Below are 24,934 nucleotides of genomic sequence, written 5' to 3' on the forward strand. Positions count from 1 at the left end.
GCGTGAGGTACAGCTGGGTCGTGGTCAAGGAGACGTGGCCGAGGATCGCCTGCACGTCGAACAACGGCAGCTCCGGGTCGCTGGCCATCCGGTACGCCGCTGTGTGACGCAGATCGTGCAGGGTCCAATTCGACCCGAGCAACGCCTGTGCCCGCGTGAACATTGCTCGCGCCGCCGGGTACGACAGCCGCCGCCACGGTTGCCGCAATGTGAACCACAGCGGAAACCCCCGCCCCCGCGGCGCGCCGCGACGCCACAGCTCTTCCTGATAGATCCGCAACCACACGAACGCATCCGGCGAGGCCGGAACTCGCTGGACCGCACCAGAACCTTTGCGCGTCACCGCGATCACCTGCTGACCAACATCCGGGCTGTCTTGCCCGGACGACAACAGTTCCTCTGCACGCACACCCGTAGACACCCAGAACGCCAACAACGCACGATCCCGGGTCGACCGCAACCCCGCGAACACGCCGTTGAATTGCTCGTCCGGAATCCTCCGCGGAATCCGCTTGGGCACCGTGGGACGGTAACGGCCCACGCGTTCGTTCCCGAACCTATCGGACGGATCGTGGTGCGCGTGCACGCGCCCAGCACGGCGCACCCGATCCAGCGGGAATGGATTGACCAGCGGCCCGCACCCGATGCCCAACTGAAACTCGTAGAACGAACGCAACACCGTCTCCGCGTGAGCACGCGTGGCCGCCGAGAATTTCACACCCTGGCCAGGTTTACCGGTGACCGGATTCAGGACCGCTAACTCTGTTGTCTCCGTGCCCTTCTCACCCCGACCGGCCGCCCCCGCTTCGTCACCGCGATGCCGCCAATGTGGACGTACGGGCTTGTCGGCGATCTTCATCCACCGCGCAAAATCGCGGCCATCCGCTGGCATCGCGCGGTCCCATTCCACCCCCAGCACAGTCAGGAAACGCCACCATCGCAACAGATCCAGCCCATAGGAGCGGATTGTCGACACCGAGCGATCCGATGCCTGCAACTCCGCGAAGAATCGTGTGGCAGAAGACACCACTTCACCATCCGCACCCAATAGGCGATACGGCTCCCACGCCGAATCCGTCCGCTCCAACCGGCCGACCATAGGCAGCACCAACACGTCGAGGTCTCTGGGCCGCTCGTCATCGCGCATGGCGGCAGAAGCTATCAGCGAACGGCGTTGACCTGCAATAACTACGACGCTAGTTCAGTTAACACGCCAGCGGTCATCGTCGGCGGGCAGTTGGCCCGCCGTGGCCAGCATCGCGGCGTAGTGCGGCAATCGGGTCATCCGGCCCTCGCCATCACCTGATCAGTCCCACGGACACAGTCAGCAAACATTCAGCATATGCCCTGGTTATCGCACTCGGCTGTCGCGACGCCGCAGGACAACCCCACCGGTTCGAAGCCGAGATTTCCTCAACGCTCAGGAGGTCTGTCATGTCCACATCCACCACCGAAATCGCTTCCCCGACCGACCCAGCAACCACCACCGGTGTGCCGGGCGTTGTCGACTCGATCGAGCGCGCGGAGTTCGTCAGACGCGAGCATTTGGGCATCGCTGGCCCGATCAGCGCGCTGACCGACGAGACGGCGATCGCTGGATGGCGCGCGGACTATCCCCGGTGGAGGGGACGGCACTGGACCTACACCGCCGACAACGACGGTGTTCTGCGTCTACGGCCGGTCAACGTCGCTCGTGCCGCCCGTCGCCGCAGCGCCTGACTCTGTCCCACACCCACCTGACCAGCGCGCCCACCGGCTCCGTGGGTGCGCTGGTTTCGTATTCCGGAAAGGAATTCCTATGCCCGCCACCCTGGCCGAACCCGGCACCCACGAGCTCACCGAGACCGAGCAGATCGAACCCAACCCACGCGACGCTGAGGACAACCCCGACGCCGACGCCACTACTTCGCCGAACGCCGCGCTGGAGGTGGTGCCGCCGCTCAATGCCGAGGCCGGTTTCCGTGATCCTCGTGAGCTGGTGATCGGGGAGAACATCCGCCAGGAGTTCGACCCCGCCGACCATCCGAAGCAGGCCGCCTCGATCCAGGCGTTCGGGGTGCAGGCACCGGTACTCGTCGAACGCGAGACCGACGGCAGCTTGCATGTCCTCGACGGTCAGGTCCGCACCCTGATCGCCATCACAGAAGGTGTGGGCACGGTGCCGGTGTGGATCACCGACGTCGACACCAGCATCGAGATCAATGAACGCCGGATCACCCGGGCGCTGCGTCAGCTCAATCTCAACGACCGGCGCATCCCGATCACCGATGCCGACCGCGCCGGCGGCGTCGCGTTGATGCTCGACCTCGGTGCCAGCGTGACCCGCATCGCCGAGGGATTGCAGACCGAGCACGCCAAGATCCGCACCGCAGGGGTGATCGGTCGATCCGCCACCGCACGCGGGCTGCTCGACGATTCCCAGTACTCGCTGCCTCAGCTCGAGACGATCGCGCACTACGAGGCGCTCGGCGACACCGACGCCGTGGCCCAGCTCAGTTTCCCCCGCATCAACTTCAGATATCGCGCCACCTTGATCGAGCAAGATCGAGCCATGACCCGTGCCCGGCTGGCCGCGGCACTTCCCTACGCCGAGATCGGGTTCGGCGTCCTGACCGAGGACCCCGACCTCGCCACCGAACCCACCAACCTGATCCCTGCCACCGACCTTGTCACCGGTGAGGGTGAGACGGTGACCGAGACCGAGATCTACGCCGATGCCTATCGGTGGGCGGTCTATGTTGTTGTCGACGACAGCGACGCTGATCTCATTGCCGAGGACACCGGGGAGCTCGTCGATCCCGACACCGTCGACTGGGACGCCACCGAACCCGGTATAGAACCGGGCGAGGGGTTGCGCAGCGCTCACGGGCTGGTGACCCGACAGCGATGGGTTCCCGCCTACTACCTGCTCGCCGAACACCTGCCTGCCAGCGGACTCCAGGTCCCTGTCCCCGAGCCCGTTGTCGACCGTGCCGACGATCCCGTCGACGCGACCGACACCGAGCAGGCTGACCGGGAGGCAGCGCGGGCGGCGCGGCGGCGGGTGATCGAGTTGAACAAGCAGGGCTCGGCCGCCAAGATCCGCCGCATCGAGTTCCTGACCGAACTGCTCACCGCGCGGACAGCCCCACCCGGGACCGCGATGTTCGTCGCCACGTCGCTGAACCGGGAACCAGGGTTGCTCGCGAGCTGGGGCGCATCCACCACGACACACAAACTCTTGGGCGTCACCAGCACCGGCGAACTCACCGAGAAGATCGCCGCAGCGGCGACTGGGCGCGCGTGGGTAATCGTGCTCGCACTGGTCCTCGGTGCCCTCGAGTCGCAGATCGAAAAGGACTCCTGGCGCAGGCCCCCGTCCGGGGCAGGCCGGTATCTGAACTTTCTCGCCGACCTCGGCGCGAGGAAAGGCTTCGCGCTTGTCGATGTCGAACGCGCTATCACCGGCGAGATCGACTACAACGACATCGATCTCGACAACCCGGCCGCCGCGCCGGTCGGGGACGAAATGGTCGAAGCCCTCGCCGCCTGATTTGGGTGGCTTGCAGCAGACGGTGGGCGTGTTGCGCCCCGGTCCGGAGGGGATTGGACCGGGGCATCATTGACCGTAGCGACATTGTTGTGCCCGCGCCTGCCGCCAATTTCTTTGTCAGCTGGTAGCGGAAGATGTTGAGGCTTAGCAACTTTCATTCCGCAGGCACCACTGACGACGAGTGTCCGACCGCGCCGATCCAACGTGACACCGACTGCGAATCACTGCTGCTCGGTCGTTGGCTGCGCAGCGATCGAGTGATGGCCGGTCGACGTGGCCACAGCGAAGCGGAGCCGCTTCGTGCCACGTCGACCCGGCAATCGGTGGCCGAGGCGTTCTGAAACCCGGTATGCCCGATCCGATCCGATCGTGGTCAGTCAGGCAGATAGCGGATCGGCACCGCACGCTCGATACCGGCGGCGTCGAGATCTGCCAGCGTGAACACCAGCTGCGCGCGCTCGCCCAGCAACCCGGTCAGCAACAGGTCCAACAGCGCCCGATGCTTGGACCGCGACGCTTCCACCGTCGTGCGCAGGTCCACCACCATCGACCGGTGTGCTTGACCGATACCGAGATCATCGAGCGCCTCGAGCAGTGCCCCGGCTTCGAGGTAGCCGTCCCACGGGCTGCCGGTGCGTAGCAACGACTTCGCGGCATTGAGGACCAGGCCGTGCACATACCGGGCCCGATTCCAACCGACGGCCTTGCGCGAGGTCGGCAGATCGAAGTCGAACAGTCCACACAGACCGTCGAAGTAGGCACGACGCTCCTCGGCCATCGGGCGCGGATTCTCTTCGTCGGCGACCGCATCGATATAGGCATCGCGTAGCTCGGTCAACCCGAAAATGGTCGGCGGATTCGGTACCAAGCTCGCGTAGTCGTCATCGGGCAGCATGCTGCCATTGTCGCCACTGTGGTGGTACCTCGGGCCGATCGCGCGGTGGATGTGTAGATCCGATGAGCGATCACCCTGTCGGCGCGGCTCTAGCCGGTCCAGACCAATAACTCTGCGCGGCCTCGTAGCCCGGCGCAGACACGCCCGTTCACAGCAAGGTCAGTCCTGTCGGCGCCGACCACGTAGGCCGGCGAGAACTTCACGCGGATTCGTCCGCAATATCGTGCGCGAGTCCGAAAGGGACCTGTCATGGAAGCCAAGGATGAAGTCCGCGCCCCCGAGTTCGATGAGCCCGTCCGCGATCCCGATCCGGCGGAGGGCAACATCGCTTTGGGCCGGGTCGCCGATCCCGGGGAGTTGATCTCCGCGATTCCGGCGATGCTCGGATTCTGTCCCACCCGGTCACTGGTGGTGGCGTTGCTCGGTTCCCACCCTGAGAACGAAGGCGTCCAGGTGATCGGTGCCGTGACCCGGTTCGACATCGACTCCGCCGCAGGCCCTGCCGAAGCCCGTGGTCTGGCGCGCATGTTGGAATCGGTACGTCAGTGCCAGAACTCCAGTTCCACGATGGTCGTCGTCATCGACGACCGCCCGACCTGGTCGACCAACGCAGAATATCTGCTGGGCCACCTCGCTCGAGCAGGGATCGAGCCCAGTCACGCTTGGTGGGTCGCGCAGATCGCGACGGGTGTCGAGTACCGGGACCTGTTGAGACACGGCCGCGATGGCAGCGTGGGTGATCCTCGCGCCTCCACCGTCGCGTTCGCTCGGGTCGTCTGCGGCCACCAGATCTACGCCGCACGTCACGAACTCGCCGACCTGCTCGACTCAGACCCGGTCCTCGCCCAGCAGGTTTTGCCCTATCGCGGTGGCGCTGTTGCCCGCTACCGCGACGACCTCGCCGCCGCGCGCACCCCCGATCGCGTGCGCGAGCTCCGACGTGACCGCATTCTGTGGGTCCTGTCTCAGATCAGCACAGCGGAAGAAGAGCGGCCCAGCGCACAGGATCTCGCCATGGTTGTCGCGCTGCTGCGCGACCGGACCATCCGCGACATCATGTACGGCCTCGCCCGCAGCCAGTACCACAGCGCGGCAGAGGCGCTATGGCGCCAGATCGCGTCGGCGACCGACGGTCTCGACCGCGCCGAGGCCGCCACCATGTTCGCCTACAGCGCCTACCACCGCGCGAACACCGTGCTCGCTGGGATCGCGATCGCGACCGCACTCGACGCTGAGCCGACCCACGCCATGGCGGAACTGCTGGCGATCGCGCTCGACGAGCACCTGCCCCCCGAAGAGATCCGGAGCCTGGCCGAGGCCGGAGTGGTGGTCGCGGCCGACCTCTGCCTCGACATCACCTGATTGGCGGCTCTCAGATCCGCGCGTTCGGCACAACCTTCGCCACATCCGAGCCAATGCCGGACACCGGCGGTATCGAACAGGACCAGCTGATGCCACGACTACACATCAATGACCGATTCCGCGTCCTGGACGAGTCCGCGCGCACCATCGTCGCCGACGGCTTGTCGGTCGAGGAGGTCCACGCGACGCTGGAGCAGATCCTCACCGATCACAGCGACACCGATCCGACCGTGGGGATATGCCGATTCTGGGAGCGGGCCCGAGTCCAGGGGCCGAGTTTCTATACCTGGTACCGGATCCTGCCGGTCCAACCCGATGACGCCGACGCCAACACCCAACTGCTCGCCGCGGCACTGCGCCGCCGCTGGCCCGACGCCGCGTTCACTGTCATGCCGATCGGCGACAGGTCGGTGTCGATTCGTTGGATCGACGGCCCCTCCAACCTGGCCGTGTACGACTACTGCCTGCACGTCGCAGGCCCCCGCGGCACCTTCGCCTCCGCGAAGTACATACGGATCCTCACCCACAGCGCATGGCAGTCCATCGCCAGCCACGTCGAGGCGTGGTTGCCGGTCACGGTGCCGCGTACCGAGACCGGCGACATCGACTGGCTCGCAGCGCAAACGATCGAACTCGACGGTGCCACCTCGGTCGCTGGTCACCGTGTGTGCCACGAGCCCCACCTGATCTCACTCACCCTCGGTGAACTCCTGCGACACCTGCCCGACGCCTACGACCTGACCGACCACCACGGCCCGACCATCGCGCCCGTACACCCACAGGAGCCCGATGCCGAACAACCCTGAGGACTTCACGACCCGCATCACCGGGACTCAACGTGACCTGGTGATCGTCGGTCACGTGCTCACTCACGACTGCGACGCACCGCAAGGCGCGGTGGTCACCCCGTTCCCCGAAATCGATTTCCACCAGTGGACCCGCACCTCCCACGAGCCTGTCGCGTTGGTCTTGTCGTATTGGGATCAGTCGGTGGTGTTGGCCAGCCCTGAGGAAATGCGGCGGCCACCTGATGCCTCGAGCAGCAGGTTCACCGGCAGCCTCGTCCCGGTCTGGTTCCACCGACCGAGCAGCCAGCTCGTGCTCGCACCCCACTACTTCGCCGGGAGCAACAAAGGTACGGCCCCGATACCCGCCGGTGTCCGCGCGCACCTGCCCCATGCCCCCGACACCATCAACAACCTCTACAACGACCTCGTCAAATAGCAACGCCCTGTGCCGGTATCCACCTGTGGGTCCGCCCTCACCCATCACCGGTCGGGCTCCGACGCCTGGCCAACTGCCTGACGTCCTCGATGTGTCCTCACGATCAGAAAGGTCCGACTATGCCCAGCGAGCCGACACTGCCCTTGGTAGGCAACTTGGCCTCCGAGATAGAGCTCACTTTCACACCTGCGGGTGTGGCGGTGGCCCACTTCACCGTCGCTTCCACGCCACGGGTCTTCGACCGCAACACCGGCCAATGGCGTGACGGTGACCCGTTGTTCCTGCGTTGCAACATCTGGCGCGAGGCCGCCGAGAATGCCGCGGAGTCGTTGTCCAGGGGCGCGCGAGTTCTGGTGATGGGACGGCTCAAGCAGCGCAGCTACGAAACCCGCGAGGGCGACAAGCGCACCATCTACGAGATCGAGGTCGACGAGCTCGGGCCCAGCTTGCGTTTCGCCCGCGCCCAAGTTACCCGCACCACCGGCCGGACTAGCGGCGGTGGGTTCGGCCAGCGCGACGCCACGGTACCCACCACCCATACGAGCAGCGAGACCCCCACGGCGAGCGGGCCCGCGGCTCCATGGGCCGGTGACGCCACCGATCGTGATGATCGGCGTGAGTCGTGGGAAACGCCTGTACTCGCTGGTGCCGGTGCAGGTTTCGGCGAACCACCGTTCTGAGCGCGCCGGTCTCCTGACCGCATCCGGATAGGTCGGCGGCCGACGGTCGTGAGGTTGTCGGGAGGTGGTGTGTCCGGGTGACGGTCTGGGGTGGGCCCAGCCGATCGAGGGCTACCAGGACCGCGTGCGCCACGCCATCGGGCCCGCGCCCGGCACAAACGAATTCCCCGCGCCACCACCAGCCCCACCCACTGGTCTTGCTGTCAGCGCGGGGAATTCGTTTCCGCACGCCCAGGCGCGTTCCCGCCGTCGTGTCGCCCACGGTCCTGGTCGGTAGCCCTCGGCTGGGCCCACCCCAGCCCGGCACCCTCTTTTGTGCGAAAAGCGTGGCAGTTCCAGCGCGCCCGGGTGCCGTCGAATCTCTCGTCCTAGTCAGGAGATCTGCTGTGTCCACCCTCGTAGCCCCTCACACCCCTGTGCCCACAGGTGCCGTTGCCACTCAAGTCGTCGAGCCCGAGTTCGACCCGAGCACCTTCATCGGTCCGACACTCGTCACACCGGCCGAGTTCGCCACCGTCACTCCCGATCCCGCTGTCGAGCCGGTGCCGGAGCCGGGCACCGCGGCGTTCCTCGATGCGATCTCCGCGATCGGGCTCACCTTCGAGCGTGACCGTCGCGCCGCCAAGCGTGCGTTCCGCGGCGCGCTTGACCTGGCGACCGACGCCGACTGGGACGTGCTCGACTACATGGTCGAAGTCTTCACCCTCTACCCGCGTGAGGCAGCGTTGCGGCGCTTGCGCGCGCGGTGGGCTGCCGGTGACGACCTCGAGCGGGCACGGTTGGTGCGGTTGGTCCCCGACACCGACCCGGTCCTGCACTCCCACGCCGACCACGACCTCGCCCAAATCCTGGAAGCCCGGGCCAAAGCCAACCCTGATCCCGAGACCACCGCGGCCGACGAGTTCGCCAAGCTCCACGTCCAACTCCTCGCCGCCGAAATGCCACGCCAATCGATCCGCCTGTGGCGCAACCCGTTGCCCCGACTGACGTTGCCCGCTTCCCGGGCCGTCGATGCCTCCAGGTTGCGGCCCGAGCAGATCCGTGCCCGTGTCGGCGCGCGGGGCAAACGACGGCCCGCCGAGGCGGAGCCGTTCGAAGTCGCCGACTACGTCGCCGAGTCGTTGTTCGTCGACACCGAAGTCGACACCCAAGCCAGGTTGCGCCAACGCATGGCCGAACTGATCGCGCGCGGTGTCCGATTCACCGGAACCCAGCCGGGCTGGACACCGCGCCGCCCTGGCGAGCGTGCACCGCTGCCCACCGAGGTCTCCGAAGCGATCTGGGATCACCAGTACTGTGCGTTCGTCGCCGACCAACACGACCTCGACCGCGCCGAGGCCGGTGCCCCCGTGAAATCGCACGAACACTCCTTGCTGTGGGCAGAGCGGCGCACCGGACTGGGCTCTCGCTCGGATCGTCGTGACTCCTATATGTTCCAAGGCAACGGGCTCGATGACTTCCGCACCGCCATGAACCCCGTCGCGGGATGGCGGTGCGTGTCGTGCTTTGTCGAACGCGCCGCCACCGACCAACGCCCCATCCACACCCGTGACGGAGTGCTGCGCTCTGATGACGGGCTGTGTGACTACTGCCGCAGCGACAACCGCACCGGTCTGCCCGAACTCGAGTCCGGGTTCGAACTGTCCGAACTCGCCACCGCGTACTGCACCTACTTCGCCGAGCACTACCGCGACGCGGCGTGCGCGCTCCTCGCCGAGGTACGTCGACGGGCACCCGAGTGGTTGATCCGTGTCGTCGACGGATTCCTCGCCACGCATCCGGATCTGCCCGGCGCGCCCACCCTCGCCGACCTCGAAGACGAGTCCGCGCCGGTGCGGCCCGCGCCGCGCAGGCAAGCGCGGGCACTTCCCCCCGGCCAGCGTGCGGGGCGGTGCGAGGGCTGCACCCAGTACCTGCCCGTCCACGACGACGGATTCTGCACTCAGTGCCGGGTCTACCTCGGCCTGTACGTGCCGGCGGCGCGGGACAACACCGCCGCCTGATCTCGTCCTCGCCCGACCCGTTTTCTCCGTAGTCGGTTGGGGCACCGCGCGACTGGGTGCCCCAACCGCTCACCCGATGGAGGTTCCCGTGTTCGGCCGTGCCCATCACCCCCGCGCCCGCCGCCGATTCCGACCACAACCCAGCGGTACCGCGCTGCGGCAGCTCTGCGTGACCGCGTATCTGGCCACCGAACCGCACACCATGCTCCGCGGGTACCCGCCCGGCATGACCTTGGTCCTCACCGACCGTTTCCTCGTCAACGTCTCAGCGCGCAACACCGACGTCGAGATCCTCCACGACATGTTCGCCAGCTTCGACGACCGGGCGGTGACCGAGCACGCCAACGCTGTCCGCGATGGACGCCCCGACACCTACGACCACAGCACTCGCCGTGGCTACAGCCCCGCGCGCCGACGCCTGATGGTCGGAGACGTCATCGCGCTGGGCTCACGTCACTACGCCTGTACCGCGCTCGGGTGGCTGCACGTCCCGCCACCCGGCTGACCCCCAGCTCTCACCACTGCACCTACACCCGATCCGAAAGGTGAACCGCGATGGGCCAACCCTTCAAACCTGTCTTCCTCGCCGAGGACTCCGACACAGTCATCGGCCACCTCGATCCAGAGATCTTCTACAAACTCGCCGAGCACGCCACCCGACAAGACGACTGGTTCGTCTCCGACGTCGCACGAATCCTCACGACACCGACGCGCATCGTCTGGGTCGGCGCGTCCGCCGACCCAGAACCTGGCACCCAGCCACCGGCTAACCTCCGTCAGCTCTCCCACGCGCTCCCTCAGACGCCGGTCCCCGATCGCGCGAGCGGCCCGTACCTGATCAACCACGACCGCCGCGTGTACCTCCTCGACGACTCCACGACCGAGGACGAGGCCCATCCCTTGGCCGCGCTCACCGTCGAAGGCGGTGAGGGCTACCTCGAAGACGAACACGGCCTGATCGGATCCTGGGCGCGCCAACGCATCAGCGTCGCTGACACCGCGCCCACCGGATACACCGAAATCCAGTTCCGCGCCTGGTTCGTCTGACCCAGCGCCGCCACCCGGCCGCACCGTCACCGGACCGCGAGTTGGTGTCCCAACCCATTCCACTCTCACCGGAGGTATTCGTGTTCCACCGAGCCCGCCGCTACCTCACACGACTGGGCGTCGTCGCTGCCCGCGCCCTGCGCCGACACCGATCGGTCCTCGTCACCGTCTATCTCGCCAACGACCCACTCGCGCTCATCACCGGCTACACCCCCGGCACCGCACTCACCCTCGCCGACCGGTTCGATCTCGACCTCACACCCCGCCTCGCCGACACCGCCTTGCTCGAGCGAGTCTTCGCCCGCGACACCGGCGGTCCCGACGACGTCGTGCTCGGCCGGATCTTCGATGCACTCAACGACCACCCCGAACCCGGCGACGAACACCTCACCACCCGCTGGTACAGCGGCGGACGCCGCTCGCTCTCGGTCGGCGACGTCGTCGCGCTCAGCGGACGCCACTACGCCTGCGCGCCGATCGGCTGGGAACCGATCGCAGCGCCGGACTGAGCCCGCCGACGGGTGGGGATCAACCGCGTTCCACCCGTTGATCCCCACCCGAAGCACCCCGCAGTAGCCCGCCATACTCACCACCGCTGCCTCCAGCCCATGCCTGCCCTACGCCGCACCTCTCGCCACTACTCCCGCACCCTCTTTCACGCTCCCACACACCTCTCCTCGCTTCTCTCCGCCCCTTTTAACATGCAGACATCTGGCATCTCGGATACCGATCCGATAACGCCCGTGTCGATAGTTGTCCATCGTTGTCCAGCGTAGACCAAGCGAATAAATTGCCCCTTGCGGCAAGGGAATTCGCGATGCTTCATGGAGGCATGGTCGCGACCATTCATCGAGTCGCCGCAGGAAACGGCTACCAATATTATCTGCGCAAAACCGCCGCCAACGATAGGACAGCTCGCGGGCGGTCATCGCTGTCGCAGTACTACTCCGACCACGGCGAAGCACCCGGACGTTGGCATGGCACCGGACTAACCTCGCTCGGCATCGCCGCTGGTACGGAAGTGACCGAGGAACAGATGAAGTCGCTGTTCGGGCAGGGCCTTCACCCGAACGCCGAGCAGATCAAGACCGAGGTCTTCCAACGCCAGATTGCGCTCGGCGCCAACGACCGCGACGCCACCCGCACGGCTGAGAAGGCAACCAAATTAGGCAACAAATTCGCCATCTACAAGGTCCGTTCGGAGTATCGGAAGCGCTGTTCCGAGGCCTACCGTGCGCACAATTCAGAACGAAATCTCGAGCCCACTGCCGCAATTCCCGATGATGAACGTGCGCGCATTCGTACACGACTCGCGACCGGAATGTTCACTGACGAGTACGGCCGCCCACCTCTGAACGCACGAGAGTTGTCGGGATGGGTCGCCAAAAACTCGCGCGCGAACCAGGCCGCGCTGGCAGGTCTCGAGATCGCCTTCTCCCCGGTGAAGAGTGTGTCGGTGCTGTGGGCGTTGGCCCCACCGGACATGGCAGCCCGGATCGAGGCCGCCCACCAGCGTGCGATCGGTGATGCGTTGACGTGGTTGGAGCGCAACGGCTTGTTAACCCGGCTCGGCCGTAACGGGGTCCGCCACGTCGAAGTCGAGGGGATCGTCGCGGCCTGTTTCACCCATCGCGACAGCCGCGCAGGCGATCCCGACCTACACACCCACGTCCTGATCGCCAACAAGGTCCGCACCCTGGACGGGAAATGGCGCACGATCGACTCCCGGCTGTTCCACGAAGCCGCTGTCACGGTCTCGGAGATCTACGACTCCCGCCTCGAGCACCATCTCGAACTCGCTCTCAACCTGCAGTTCGAAACCCGCCCCGACCGCAACATCCACCAAGTCCCCGTCCGTGAGGTCATCGGCGTCCCGCTGGAACTGATCCACGCCTGGTCGCAGCGAGGCACCGCGATCAACGCGCGCCTGGACCAACTCACCGCCGATTTCCAGACAACCTTCGGCCGCGAACCGACCCCGGAGGAGGTCTACGGTCTCGCCGACCGGGCGACGTTGGATACCCGTCCGGCCAAACACCTTCCGGAATCGCACACCCAGCAAAGTGAGACCTGGTTGGCCCAGGCCACCACGTTGCTCGGTGGCCGTGAGCCGGTTGAAGCGGTAGCGATACGCGTGGTGGCGGTGCCGCGGATACCTCGCCCGGACCCGGACGCCGTATTCATCGCCGCGACCGCCGAGCGCGCGCTGGCCGCAGCGTCGCAGCGACGCTCGACATGGCGGCCGTTCAATCTGCGGGCCGAGATCGAACGCCAACTGCGCGGCCAGATCAGCCCGGCCGACTGGGACTGGGTTCCCGACAAAGTCGTCGTCGCCGCGCTCTCGCCACGGTCGGCGGTTGCGCGCGGTGATCCCGACCTCACCGAAGAGCCCGGGCTGCGGGCGGTGCCCGCCTGGTTGCGCCACCGCGACGGCAGCCCCGTTCACGTTCGACCGAACTCCCAGATCTACACCACCGAAGCCACTCTCGACGTCGAAGCCGCACTCATCGAGCTGTCGATCGAGCCCGGCGCCCGCACCCTGGACTCCGCACTGCTGACCAGCGCGGTCGCTGACTACAACACCGCGCATCCTGATCGGCCGCTCAATGCCGGCCAGGTTGGTGTCATCTCTTCCTTCGCCACCTCCGGGTTGCGCGTGCATACCGCCAACGCCCCTGCCGGAACCGGCAAGACCACTGCCATGCAAGTCCTCACCAGCGCATGGCATTCCAGCGGCGGCACCGTCCTCGGCATGGCGCCCACCGCTGCCGCGGCCGCTGTTCTCGGGGAGTCGATCGGCACCCGTGCCGAGACCGTCGACAAGCTTCTCGACGTCATCGACCGCCACTCCCGCCGCCCGGATTCGCCCACGATCGTGCGGGATCATCCGCCGTCGTTGCCGCAATGGGTCCTCGACATCGACGACCGAACGCTGGTGATCGTCGACGAGCACGTCAAACTCGGCAACACCAAACGTCTCCAACTGCTGCAGTTCCTCTCCCAGCGCGGCGCGACGGTGCGCTGCATCGGCGACGACCGACAACTGCCCGCGATCGACGCCGGTGGCGCCGACGCCGACATGAACGCCGCCTCCCCCGAACAGACCTTGACGCTGTCGCACGTCGTCCGGTTCGCATCCACCGGCGAAGCAACGGCGTCGATCGGGCTACGCGAGGGCGACCCGGCCGCGCTGGCCTGGTATCTGGACAACGACCGCATCCACGCCGGGCACACCGGATCGGTCTACGACGACACCTACACAGCATGGGCCGCTGACAACGTTGCCGGTCGCGACGCGGTCATGTTGGCGCCCACACACAAGGTCGTGAGCGCGCTCAACGCACGCGCCCGCGCCGACAGACTCACCCGAACCGGCACGAAACCCGATACTGAAGTGGCCCTCGTGGACGGTCTTTCCGGCTCCGTCGGTGACACCGTGCGCACCCGACGCAACAACCCGAAGCTGCGTTTCGGCCAGACGGACTGGGTTCGCAACGGCTACTCGTGGACCATCACCGCCGTCCATGAGGACGGTTCACTGACCGTTTCGCATCGACGCGGCGGCACCGACAGCGACAAAACCGTACGACTTCCGGTCGAGTATGTGCGCGTCCACGTGCACCTCGGATACGCCGCGACGATCGATTCCGCGCAAGGAATCACCGCCGACGCCTGCCATGTCGCGCTATCCGGGCTCGAATCCCGCCAACAGTTCTACGTCGCGATGACCCGCGGAATCCACGCCAACCACGCCTACATCGCCACCGCCCTCGACGGCGCCGAAGGCTCGATCTACACCGAACCTGCCGTCTACCCGCGCACCGCAGTCGAAGTTCTGCAGCGAGTGTTGGCTCGCGACGGGGCCCAGAAGTCAGCGCACACCGAGCTTCGTGACGCCCTCGACCCGGCTTTGCGGATCGGGCGGGCAGTCGATATCTACCTCGACACCCTCGGCCTGGCCGCCGAACACGCCCTCGACACCGACCGTCTCGCAGAACTCGACCGTGCCGCCGACACCATCCATCCCGACCTGACCGAGAGTCCCGCTTACCCGGTGCTCCGTCAACACCTGGCCCTGATCGCACTCACCGGCGCCGATCCAGTAGCCGCACTTCGCGCTGCGGCTACTGCCCGCGAGCTCGACACCGCCGACGATCCTGCCGCGGTGCTGGACTGGCGTCTGGATCCCTCTGGAGCACATTCCACCGGTAGCGGGCCTCTGTCCTGGACGCCAGGGCTCCCCACCGGTGTCGCCGATCAGGCTCTCGCTGAACCTGTTCGGGCACGCGAACGGATCGTGTCTGCCCTTGCCGAACAGATCCGTGATGCCGCGGCAGGGTGGACACCGGCCACCGCACCCGCGTGGGCGCGCCCACTGCTGGGCACCGATCCCTCATTGCTGGGCGAGCTCTCGGTGTGGCGGGCCGGACTCCACGTCCCCGACACCGACACCCGACCCACCGGCCCTGCCCGCTACACCGACCTCGAACGCCTACACCAGAAACGCCTGCAACAACGCGTCATCGACGCCTACGGTGACCCGGCACTCCCCCGCAATCGGTGGGCCGACGTCGTCGATGACCTCGATTCTCGTATCAGCACCGATGCGTTGTGGTCGGTCGTGGCTGACAAGATCGACCTCGCCGCACGTTCCGGACTCGACATCACCGTCCTGCTGACCGACGCGGCCGCACAGCGGCCATTGCCCGACGAGATGCCCGCCGCAGCATTGTGGGCGCGCCTGGAACTGGAACCTTCCGCCCTCGATACCACCAGCACTGACCTACTCCGACCCGACTGGCTACCCGACCTCGAAGCCGTTCTGGGCACCGACATGACCGAACAAGTCACTACCGAACCGGCCTGGCCTCGCGTCGTCGCCGCCGTCGAACGCGCCACCAGCACCTGGTCACCCCGCGATCTACTCGTCACTGCCTACGAACTTCTCCAAGGCGCGCAACCCGACGACGCCGCACCGCTGCGCGCCGACCAACTCGCCGCCGCACTGGCCTGGCGCATCGACGCACTGCACCACCACACCCCGACAGAGCAACAACCCACCCAAGGCCATGAACCATTCGCGCGTGAACCGACCGCCCCAGACGCCGAGAGGGAGCCCTCGGCCAGTTCTGCTACCGCCGCGTCGGCCACAAATGAACACGACGCCGCTCCTGTCGTCACCGTTATCAGCGACCCACTCGAGGAAGACCTCGTCACCGGTATCGAAGGCATCGCCCGATTGTTCGCGACAGGGCGAGTCGCTGACGCTGTCGCCGCATACCGGGGCTTCAGAACCGAGCTGTCCGACGACGAACAAGCGGTCCTCACCGCAGTCTCAGAAACCCTCTACCAGTACAGCTTCCCCGTCGCTCTGGCTCGACTGCGCTGGGCCGAGCAACAATTCCCGCAACACCGCGCGCTGATCCACGCGTGCACACCCTCGACCGATCCGCAAACCTTCCACCGCGATACCGAACCCGAGCGTGGCCGACCCCACCCTGTCTACGACCACCGCGAACACGTCGACCCCACGATCACACCGGCACTGTTCGACCCGATTCAGGCCGCCGGCAACGACGCCTTTGACACCTACCTCGACGACGCCGAACGTTTCGACAGCCGCTATATGGCACTAACGGGAGAGCGGCAAAGACCAGCAGGCGCTGGTTACCCGATCGACTACGACTTGGCCGCGATGCCCGCCATCGTTGGCCTCCCGTGCGTCGACTGCAGCACCGAACGTCCCCGCAACGCCAGCTCCCCCGTACCTCCACGACACTCCGACGACGGTCTGTGCCTCGACTGCCGCGACAACGAACGGCCAGGTATCCCCGACCACAACCCTGCCGATCACCTCGTCGCGCGATGCGCGCACATCGCCGAAACACATCCTGCGCCTGCGGCGCTAGCGATGCTCCGCCGTGACTGGCGCACACTCGACCAAGCCGGGCGCGCTGTCATCCAGCAATGGCTGACCGACAATCCCCTCACCGAACAGCCACTCCCGGTCCTCGAGCCGCTGCAGCGTTTGACCGAACGTGACCTCGCCGACGCGATCGACGGACTTGCCCAACGGCTCGGCAACTCCGCAACCGAGGCTGAATTCTTCGCACCCATCCGACACGACGGCTTCGACCCCGGGCCCGACCCGATCGTGGTCGCACACCAGGATGCTGCCGACACTGCCCGCGACACCGCACGAATGCGTGCCGACGAACTCGACAGCGCCATCCGGCGACTCCGCATTACCAGCGACGCGCTCGATACTGCCCGCGAAGCGCTCGACGCGCTGCCGCTGATCCGACGTGCGGCACGCCAGACCATTCAGAGCCGTATCAACGACTTGTCTCGAGAACATCGCGAGCGCCGCGGGGAACATCAACAGGCCCGCGACATCGCCCGTGCGGCGAACCGACACGCCAACGAACTGATCGCCCAGGCCGAGCGCTCCGCTGCCGACGACGAGACGCGCCGAAGCGGTGAACAAGCTCGAGCCGCAGCCGAAAACACTGTCGCACGCGATGCCACCGTTGAGGCGCTCCACCAAGGGCTCGAATCCGAGCTCGCTGCTCATCGCACAGAACACAACAGGCGACAGAATCTGACCAATCCTCAACGGCAGCTGGAGGAACGCGCGCGCCAACAACATGCGGCCACCGCCGATGAGTTCACGGTCGAGGAACGCTCTGCAGTAGAGGGCACCGGGCCTGACTACCGATCGGGCATGGGTCTCTAGGCGCCAAACCAGGAGCCGGGGCTAGAGCTGGGTGTTCTTCCTCGCCACTTAGGATCCCGCCGCCGATCCAAAGGTGTTTCGGATCCGCCTCCACAGCAATCACGCGCTCGCGCTGCGGCCATCCTGCCGCCGCACAACCAACCGGCGCGATCGCAGTACCAACTCGACCCCGCCAGACCTCGGTTTCGGGAAGTCGGTGCAGCAGAGGGACAACGCGACGGCACTCCCGATCGACCCGCCTTCAGCTCGCTGGCTACCAAGGTTGCGCCGCAGCCTCTTTCACCGTTCAGAGTTCTCGGCGAGGGTGCGCGCCAACTCGGTCAGCTCGTGCGGTCCTCGAATTCCTGCACACGCATCACAAATATTGATCACGCGATCAGAGAACGGCGCAGCGAAGGCAGGTAGGCCAATGTCCTGCTCAAGTTCGTCATCCCATTCAGTGGTGGTATTGACCTGGCACAGGTTACAGGTCCACGTCCAGTCACTATCCGCATTGTCCGCCATAACACAAGATTACAGAGAGAAACGGTACCCACTGGTTTGAACTATACTGCGACACAACACAGGTCGGCGCGACGTCGTCGCACCCTCCGCCCGCGTCGGCGTCGGATTTCGTACCGCCGCTGTCGTGATGGGTAGGCGGATGCCCCGCAAGAGTAGCCGCCGACATCATCGACGACACCTCACTAGGCGACCGGATATCTCGCTCGGTCTCAGCGGAAACCGCGGCCAACCGCCGGTCTGTACGCAAGACCCAGTGCGAGCGATAGCCGCTGAGCTACCGATGAAGGCATCGACGCTGAATCTTCTGTGGTAGATAGTGACTGGTGAGTGAGACACGTATTCGGGAGCTGTGTAGCGCCCTCGTTGCCGCAGCCTTCGAGGAGCTGACGTCTGATCGAGTGATTCCGATGTGGTCTGATGCTCCGAGACTCCAGGCGGATATCGACTTCGATGCCGATCGAATCCGAAGTCGGTCAGAGTACACCGCGCTCAAGGACGAGCTCCTCCAGTCCTTTCCCGCCCTGTTCGACGACCTTGATGACTTCTTCAAGTCGTTTACTGTTCAGCAGTATATCGATACCTTCCTTGAGGAAGTTCTCTACCAGTGTGGTTATGCGGATGATTTTTCGCCGACCGGAGCGCCGGTGAAGGAGGTCATGGATGAACTCGAACGGGTCCTCACTGGGGCACCGGGAGACTTTGTCGTAGCACGATTGGTTTCCCACCTGACAACGGAGTCGGGTGCGTCGATCGAGCTCGAAGGCATCAAGGTCATACCCGATCAGGTCGGGTCAGCGTCAAATATCGTGATCCGCAGACAGATTCCGGACTCGGCACACGTCTTGCAGCGTCGGCCGTCCGTCAAGGGACTCACGCCGCGGAGTCTGCTAGTCCTTCGCCAGACACTCGATACGCCCGGTTTTCACACCGGCAGAGAACTCAGTCGAAAGCTTGACCACTTCATCTTGATCGCCTCGCTTCTCACCAATGGAACCGCTCAACCTGTCTATGAGGTTACGGGGATGTCCACGGCGGTGACTCAGGTTCCGGCCAGGCTCCGGGAGTTGATGAACGATGGGTCGATCACAGTGGCTCGTCGAGTGATCCGGTTGAATGACGCGCACGGCCCAGCTCTCGATGCGCTTTCAGCACTCGTTCGATCGGCAGATCCTGGACACGAAGGCAAGATTCACACCTCCTTCGGCCTGGCGCTCAAGAAGTTCGGCGGATTCGATCACACGACTGACGCGTTCGAGCAGTTGGTTGATCTGGCCACCGCGCTGGAGGGCGTCATGGTGGGCACCAACGAGGGGGAGGGACTTACGCTTCGATTGTGCACGCGTGTATCCGCGTTGCTTGCTGCCGACGACGACTCTGCACGCGGCATCTTCGGGGATGTGAAAGCGCTGTACGGTCTGCGCTCGACAATCGTGCATGGAGGCGAACTCACCGAGAAGGCGCTCCGGAAGACCCTCGCATCGGTCTCGACGACATCGGATACCAGCGACGATGTGAAACTCACAGTGAACCTCGGATACGCGATTGATCGGCTGCGTGACATCGTGAGGCGAGCCATCCTCGCTCGGCTCTGTCTCGCCACGGGGCCCGATCCGATCCCGCACTGGCCACTCGGCGACAAGCCGACTGCGGTTGATGCCATTCTCAGCGACGACAGCTCACGTGAGGTTTGGCGATCGTACTGGCGAACTCACCTTGCCGAGATCGGAGTCGGAGAGGCAGCAAACCGGGCAACTGCGGTCGAATACGCGCTGAGTCGATCTGAGCGCTAGCTCGATGATGGCTGCCAGGCCTCCTCCGTCTGGACCAGCTAGAACGCGACTACGTTGGCAGGACAATTGTGTGAGTCCGTGGCCGTCGGCGTACTGACCGGCGAGGTGGTGTGGTTCGCCGGTCATCGCCGCCAGCACCGACACGACACTGACGGCGCAGCCGAGCTGAGTTACGGCACCCACCGCTTCGCTTGGACCACACGGCGCGCTCGTTCGTGTAGGGCAGACGTGTCAGACTTGAAGAGCAATTTCAGCGCTAGCTCGACGAGTTCAGCAGCTTCGACGAAGTCAACTGCGTCCAGTCCTCCAGGATGAGTACCTTCGTTCCCAACCCATTTGACGGCCTCCAACAGGTCTGCCACTTCGGATTCGATCGCCCGAAAGTCGGTGAGGCGCTGGTGTAGCGGCCGAAATTTGTCATTTGTCGTTGTGGCGGCAATCCCTTGCTCGTCCATCAGACGCTCGATGCTCTGGCGCAGCAGCGCTATCCCCGCCGATGGATCGCTCCACGCCACCCCAGCAGCACGCAGGAGGGTTTGTCGGATAGAACCTGGGACCGAATCAGGAATTTCAACAACTGGAACTGGGGGATGGAGCACCCGCACGCGGAAGTAGTGATCGAGATTGTCGTCGATGTCGTACTGGACTGCGTAGTCGCCGACAACGGCGACCCGCTCCCGGCATGCCTGAGCGTTGCAGAAGAGGAAGCCATGGAAGATCCCGCGGATATCGGTGGGATCACCACCGCTCTCCCAGCCATACGTGCTTGGGCTCTGAAGGTGCTTCAGATGTTCATCGTCGGCCGTCAGCTTGCCTTTCGAGCACGCGGGACATGGCAGTACCGGCCAATTCCCGGTACGAAACCAGCCAGTCAGAAGGCGAACCTGATCGTCCACGGCATCCCTATCTCAGTGATCCATCATCCAGTCGCGACAGACTGACAGCGACGTCCTAGCCTACGAGCTGCGATTCGTCGATGTCCCAGTCTGCAGGACTCGGTACCCTACTGTCGGCCCGAGACGGAGCACACTCGTTGTTGGAGGCCCCCGATGCCCACCACCGCTTAGCGGCCGCCTGTGCACCGCGAGATCGTTTGGTACTGCAGCACGTTCGTATTCAGCTCTGTAGCCGCCCAGTATGGTGGGGACTAGTCGGCCACCATCGGTTCGTAGCGCTACGCGCCGCGGTCCCACACGGTCATGATGATGCGAGGTCGGTAGGCCGTTGCGGTTGCGGTTGCGGTATCTCCATTCCGGATGCCGACCGGTACCATCTTCGCGACGCTGAGACCAACAACATCGGGATCGTCCAGAACTGAAGCCAATTCGGGATAGCCGCGCCCGACGATCCTGATTCCTGCGTCCCAATTCCGAGCTGCTTCTTGAGACTGGCGATCTGTAGGCAGATCAAGCGTCTGAGCGCGCGTCTAGCAAACCTCGCGGGGAACCATCGCACATGGTCATCGCGTGTCACCAGGGAGCGAATCATGATAATAATGGGTGCAAGAATCCACCATGAGCTGGCAGCACCCTGTGTCAAACGGACCACGATCGAGTCATCGGCAGTACCGATGTAGACGAACGGCAAAGCGATGAAGAGGGCAAGCAAACCAGCGCAGATAGCTGCTATCGCCCTCGCAGTGAAAACGGGGCGACACACAATCAACCAAAGTGGCATGAGGATGAGAACTGACACAATTGCCCAATACCCGAGGGTTGCGACGATAAGCCACACCAACCCTTGCCAATAGCCTTCGGTATCCGAGCGGATCAGCCGATCGGTGCCGACAACCACCGCTGGACCAGCAACCGTTATCGAGACAACGACGATGACTTCGTATGCCCACCAGAGCCGTCGGCTCCATGCGTGGCCTGCCCAGCGGGCCGACGTTGCAAGATCTGACCATCTCGGAGGAGACTCATCATCTCCTGTTGTCGGCTCACGGACGATGTTGTTGAGCCTAGCTAGGTCGGACCTCTGACGATGCCTGGTCAACGCCCTACTGAGCGCCAGACTGTCACGGAGCCCTGACTGTGAGTCGATGCTGATAATCGAGATCGCCGTAGCAATAACAACGATCACGACTCCGGTTAGCAGGTTGTCGTCATGGACAGCATCGGCGAGCGATGCAAGGCCGACGACCGCAGCGGTCAATCCCAACGCCAACGCAGCATCGGAGAAGTGCAGATGTCGCGCGAATTCAGCTGCCCGCCCCTTCAGCCTCTCCGTGCTTTCGGATGCGGTTGCGGTTGCCTGCGACGGGCTTGAGGTTCGAGTCCACCACGCGGCGATGTTGAGCGCGACGACAACCGTCGCGATGACTGCGAGCAGGTCAATGCCCGTCGAGGTGTCGATGGTGAGTTTGAGGCTGAGCTCACGGGCGCGGTCCGGGCTCGTCCGCGATAATATGAGGAGACCGATAGTGAGCACGCCGTAAATCACAGACGCGCTGATCAAAAAGACAGCCGTTCGCGATGTCGAGCTACTCAAGTGATTGTCTACAAAAGGTGCGACATCTCGATGGTCAGCCAATTCACTGGATCCGCTATTCGCCGCACTCTCGGGCACGCTGGTACTTATTATTAACCCCCATGAAGAAAATGCCGTAACACGCGCTCGTCAATGAACGCTGCATGATCATCGCGCGACCAACTACTCGATGTCAAAGCGCACCGGCCGCGTCTACACAATGCCCAAATTCCATCCAGACCGTCGACTTCGACCTTGCGCCAGTAGCGCAAGCAGCCCAGGTCGCGAGCAACCGCCACGACCGCATCAACCCGCGCGCGGCGCCACGATTCCCGAACCTCGCACCTCACAGAACCCGGGTTCGTCGGCAACCACACGAGAGCCCCACACCAGCCAGTCCTCTTTGCCGACAACGACATACGCCACGGCCACCACTGTGACAGGCCGATCCGCGCCAGCACACCGACGACAGGGACTCGAAGTAGGTAAGGTCTTCACCGGCGAGCGGTCGCTGGATCGCATCGAGATCCTCGACTGGTTGCCCCGCACTGCCCAACAGCCTGCGACTCCGCTCATCACGCTGGGCCACGGCTGTGTTCGATGTCGCGATAGATCCGGTCTGTCGCGGCATCGAGAGTCCAGCTCGCATCGATGCGGACTTCTTCGACGAACGGCAGCGGCTGCCAGCCGTGATACCACGAGGCCATCTGCTCCGGTGGAATCGTCGCCGCCTGTGGGCGCCCCGCGTGACGGTCCAGGGTCTGGGCGAAGGTGAGATCGAAACTGTAGAACAACGACCTTTCCACCCAATGTGTGAGCCGGCCGAGCATGCTCCCGTACCGGTGGGCATGGAGGATTCCCTCGATGATCACCACCATCCCCCGCCCCGAACACGAACGGGCGATCTCCTCGATCAGGTCGATGTTGAACGCGCCCGCCTCGTCCGGTTCCCGGAGCATGTTCCGCCGCACCAGATCCTGGGAGATCACCGCGCATTGCCCATGTTCGAATCGGCGCTGGACTGCGATCGCGGTGGTCGATTTGCCCGAGGCCGAGTTTCCACGGATCACTACCAGTGGTTTCATCGGACGGTCGTGGGTTGCAGGACGGTGTCGAGCTTGCGGATGAACCGGCCGAGGTGTGGGTCCGTATCGGGTAGGCCGTGGGGGTCGAGATCCCACCACTGACCACCGTCGAACTCGCCCGGGTCGAGATCTGGGCGGCTGGTCCGATCGCCACGGGCGACGAACCACAGCGAAACGTCCACGTGTCCGGTGGTGGGGCCGATGGTCGAAGTCACGGTCAGAAGCAGTGGCCGTTGGCCGACGACATCGAAGCTCGCGTCGATGCCCAGTTCCTCACGGGCTTCTCGGCGCGCTGCGGCGAACGGATGCTCGAAGGGATCTAGATGCCCGCCCATCGGGAGGTGAAGGCCGGACTTGCGGTGCTGACCGAGGTAAAGGCCACGCTCGGTGGGGTCGACCAAGACCACATAGGCCACCAGGTGCGGCGATGGCGTCGCAGGCGAAATGCGACGGTAAACATCGGTCGTTGCGGCGAGCCAGTCCAGGGTCTGTTCGATGTGTTGCTGTTCGAGATCGTCGAACGGGGCCATCGCGGCGATCAGCTCGGCGACGGCAGCGGTAGAGGGGTCCATGGCGCGCGAGGATAGCCGCGGCCTCCGACACCAATCCGGGGTCCGTCAGCACCTGACGCGACCTACTCGGTTCGAGCCAGTTTCCCTCGTTCTGAGTGTTGAGGTGACCGAGCAACAGTGCATCCTCTGTCGACCAACAGCCCTCCGGCAAGGTCCAGCCACGTCGCCAGGTGCGAGGTCCTGCGAGTTCGGAGCCCTACAGTCGTGGATCGTGCACAAGCCGGAAGTCGTGCAATGGTTCGCCCCGGCCGCCAGCGGCGGTGAACTCCCGGCCGATGGCTTCGCCGGCCGGGATGGTGCAGTCGCGGCCGATCACCGCGGCTGACAGGATCAACGGGGCCTGGTGCGTGTGCCATGGCGTCACGCAGTGAGCGTCATCGCCCACGGTCAGCATCACCCAGAACGGCACCCGACCATCAGGGAGAACGCAATAGTCGTCCCCGGTGCTTGCACCATTGAAGTCGATGCCGTCCTGATCGCCCATGCGGCTGCGCCTTTCCGGCATTTGTCTTCGAGCAGAGGCTCCTCAGCGTTGCTGGCCGCGCCGGGAGCAGATCGCACGGTTAGAAGTAGTTCTTGAGCATCTCGGTCGACCAGGGCGCCTGCTCGACGTCGCCGCGAGGCCCGAACTCGGCGAACCACGGCTTGATATCGAACACGGGAGTGCCGTCGACGGCGTCTAGTTCAGCGACGTGGAGGTCGAGACCGTCGATGCGAAGCAGTCGGGCGCGGGAGACTCCGAGCCAGTTGACGCGACGCATGTTGCGGTGCCCGAAGATCCCGACCTCGGGCCACTCAGGGTTGTCGCGCGCGCTGCGGGCACCTAAGTGGAGATCGGATTGATCGGTCAGATGGAACCGGAACACGACCTCAACATGGGAAAATTGGTCGAGCCCCTTGACGGAATCTTCACTGAACCGAGGGTCATCGATCCTGATGATCGTCTCTGTGTCACCCCACTGATCGTCCGTGGGTTCACGGCGCCCACCGACCACGTGCGCGATCGGTACCACTTCGAACTTCTCATCAGTCATT

The 24,934-nt window shown here is 64.8% G+C and carries 21 protein-coding genes; 12 read left to right on the forward strand and 9 right to left on the reverse strand.

Annotated features, from left to right (window positions below):
- Positions 1-1,147: tyrosine-type recombinase/integrase (locus NS1_RS31175; protein WP_062990270.1), on the reverse strand; the 1,147-nt coding region annotated here is incomplete at its 3' end.
- A 287-nt stretch (positions 1,148-1,434) separates the two neighbouring features.
- Here NS1_RS31175 and NS1_RS31180 point away from each other — a divergent pair.
- The gene (locus tag NS1_RS31180) at positions 1,435-1,719 is read left to right on the forward strand and encodes a hypothetical protein (protein ID WP_062990272.1); all 285 of its coding nucleotides are present in this window, start codon (positions 1,435-1,437) and stop codon (positions 1,717-1,719) included.
- A gap of 79 nt (positions 1,720-1,798) precedes the next feature.
- On the forward strand, positions 1,799-3,532 hold the full coding sequence (locus NS1_RS31185; RefSeq protein WP_062990274.1) for a ParB/RepB/Spo0J family partition protein: 1,734 nt from the start codon (positions 1,799-1,801) through the stop codon (positions 3,530-3,532).
- Between the two features lie 373 nt (positions 3,533-3,905).
- Here NS1_RS31185 and NS1_RS31195 read toward each other — a convergent pair whose 3' ends face one another.
- On the reverse strand, positions 3,906-4,427 hold the full coding sequence (locus NS1_RS31195; protein ID WP_062990278.1) for a hypothetical protein: 522 nt from the start codon (positions 4,425-4,427) through the stop codon (positions 3,906-3,908).
- Positions 4,428-4,676: 249 nt separating this feature from the next.
- Here NS1_RS31195 and NS1_RS31200 point away from each other — a divergent pair, with 249 nt between their 5' ends.
- From NS1_RS31200 to mobF, 9 genes are all read left to right on the forward strand, one after another.
- Positions 4,677-5,789 carry a DUF4192 domain-containing protein gene (locus NS1_RS31200; protein WP_062990280.1) on the forward strand — a complete coding sequence of 371 codons (1,113 nt, stop codon included), beginning with the start codon at positions 4,677-4,679 and terminating at the stop codon, positions 5,787-5,789.
- Positions 5,790-5,842: 53 nt separating this feature from the next.
- Positions 5,843-6,595, forward strand: coding sequence for a hypothetical protein (locus NS1_RS31205; RefSeq protein WP_062990282.1), 753 nt, complete (start codon positions 5,843-5,845; stop codon positions 6,593-6,595).
- Positions 6,579-7,013 carry a hypothetical protein gene (locus NS1_RS31210; protein WP_062990287.1) on the forward strand — a complete coding sequence of 145 codons (435 nt, stop codon included), beginning with the start codon at positions 6,579-6,581 and terminating at the stop codon, positions 7,011-7,013. The genes NS1_RS31205 and NS1_RS31210 overlap by 17 nt, the downstream gene beginning before the upstream one ends.
- A 119-nt stretch (positions 7,014-7,132) precedes the next feature.
- Complete coding sequence (locus NS1_RS31215) at positions 7,133-7,693, forward strand: single-stranded DNA-binding protein (protein ID WP_062990289.1); 561 nt, start codon at positions 7,133-7,135, stop codon at positions 7,691-7,693.
- Positions 7,694-8,079: 386 nt separating this feature from the next.
- A complete protein-coding gene (locus NS1_RS31220) occupies positions 8,080-9,696 on the forward strand; it encodes a hypothetical protein (RefSeq protein ID WP_062990291.1) in 1,617 nt (538 codons plus the stop codon).
- Positions 9,697-9,784: 88 nt separating this feature from the next.
- Positions 9,785-10,201: a hypothetical protein gene (locus NS1_RS31225; RefSeq protein WP_157125489.1), complete on the forward strand. Its 417-nt coding sequence runs from the start codon at positions 9,785-9,787 to the stop codon at positions 10,199-10,201.
- A gap of 50 nt (positions 10,202-10,251) precedes the next feature.
- The gene (locus NS1_RS31230; RefSeq protein ID WP_062990295.1) at positions 10,252-10,743 is read left to right on the forward strand and encodes a hypothetical protein; all 492 of its coding nucleotides are present in this window, start codon (positions 10,252-10,254) and stop codon (positions 10,741-10,743) included.
- 80 nt (positions 10,744-10,823) lie between these two features.
- Positions 10,824-11,252, forward strand: coding sequence for a hypothetical protein (locus tag NS1_RS31235; protein ID WP_062990297.1), 429 nt, complete (start codon positions 10,824-10,826; stop codon positions 11,250-11,252).
- A 323-nt stretch (positions 11,253-11,575) separates the two neighbouring features.
- The gene (gene mobF / locus NS1_RS31240) at positions 11,576-17,479 is read left to right on the forward strand and encodes a MobF family relaxase (RefSeq protein ID WP_157125490.1); all 5,904 of its coding nucleotides are present in this window, start codon (positions 11,576-11,578) and stop codon (positions 17,477-17,479) included.
- A 279-nt stretch (positions 17,480-17,758) separates the two neighbouring features.
- Here the strand turns inward: mobF and NS1_RS40440 are convergent, their stop codons facing one another.
- Complete coding sequence (locus tag NS1_RS40440) at positions 17,759-17,983, reverse strand: hypothetical protein (protein ID WP_143876021.1); 225 nt, start codon at positions 17,981-17,983, stop codon at positions 17,759-17,761.
- Positions 17,984-18,306: 323 nt separating this feature from the next.
- Here NS1_RS40440 and NS1_RS31245 point away from each other — a divergent pair, with 323 nt between their 5' ends.
- Positions 18,307-19,773, forward strand: a complete 1,467-nt coding sequence (locus NS1_RS31245) for a HEPN domain-containing protein (protein ID WP_062990300.1) — start codon at positions 18,307-18,309, stop codon at positions 19,771-19,773.
- Positions 19,774-19,943: 170 nt separating this feature from the next.
- On the opposite strand, the gene NS1_RS39505 is transcribed toward NS1_RS31245, so the two are convergent.
- The 6 genes from NS1_RS39505 to NS1_RS31280 form a co-directional block, all read right to left on the reverse strand.
- A complete protein-coding gene (locus NS1_RS39505) occupies positions 19,944-20,669 on the reverse strand; it encodes a DUF4145 domain-containing protein (RefSeq protein ID WP_084504680.1) in 726 nt (241 codons plus the stop codon).
- Between the two features lie 301 nt (positions 20,670-20,970).
- Entirely contained in the window at positions 20,971-22,341 is a 1,371-nt protein-coding gene (locus NS1_RS31260) for a hypothetical protein (protein ID WP_143876020.1), read from the reverse strand.
- A 476-nt stretch (positions 22,342-22,817) separates the two neighbouring features.
- On the reverse strand, positions 22,818-23,327 hold the full coding sequence (locus NS1_RS31265) for a P-loop NTPase family protein (RefSeq protein ID WP_062990309.1): 510 nt from the start codon (positions 23,325-23,327) through the stop codon (positions 22,818-22,820).
- A complete protein-coding gene (locus NS1_RS31270) occupies positions 23,324-23,899 on the reverse strand; it encodes an NUDIX domain-containing protein (RefSeq protein WP_062990311.1) in 576 nt (191 codons plus the stop codon). Before NS1_RS31270 ends, NS1_RS31265 begins: the two co-directional genes overlap by 4 nt.
- Positions 23,900-24,095: 196 nt before the next feature.
- Positions 24,096-24,383 (reverse strand): hypothetical protein, encoded by a 288-nt coding sequence (locus tag NS1_RS31275; RefSeq protein ID WP_062990313.1) that lies wholly within the window; start codon positions 24,381-24,383, stop codon positions 24,096-24,098.
- A 79-nt stretch (positions 24,384-24,462) separates the two neighbouring features.
- Positions 24,463-24,933 carry an SAM-dependent methyltransferase gene (locus NS1_RS31280; protein ID WP_062990315.1) on the reverse strand — a complete coding sequence of 157 codons (471 nt, stop codon included), beginning with the start codon at positions 24,931-24,933 and terminating at the stop codon, positions 24,463-24,465.
- Between the last annotated feature and the right edge of the window lies 1 nt (position 24,934).

The sequence above is a fragment of the Nocardia salmonicida NBRC 13393 genome (assembly GCF_001613085.1).
Classification (GTDB): Bacteria; Actinomycetota; Actinomycetes; order Mycobacteriales; family Mycobacteriaceae; genus Nocardia; species Nocardia salmonicida.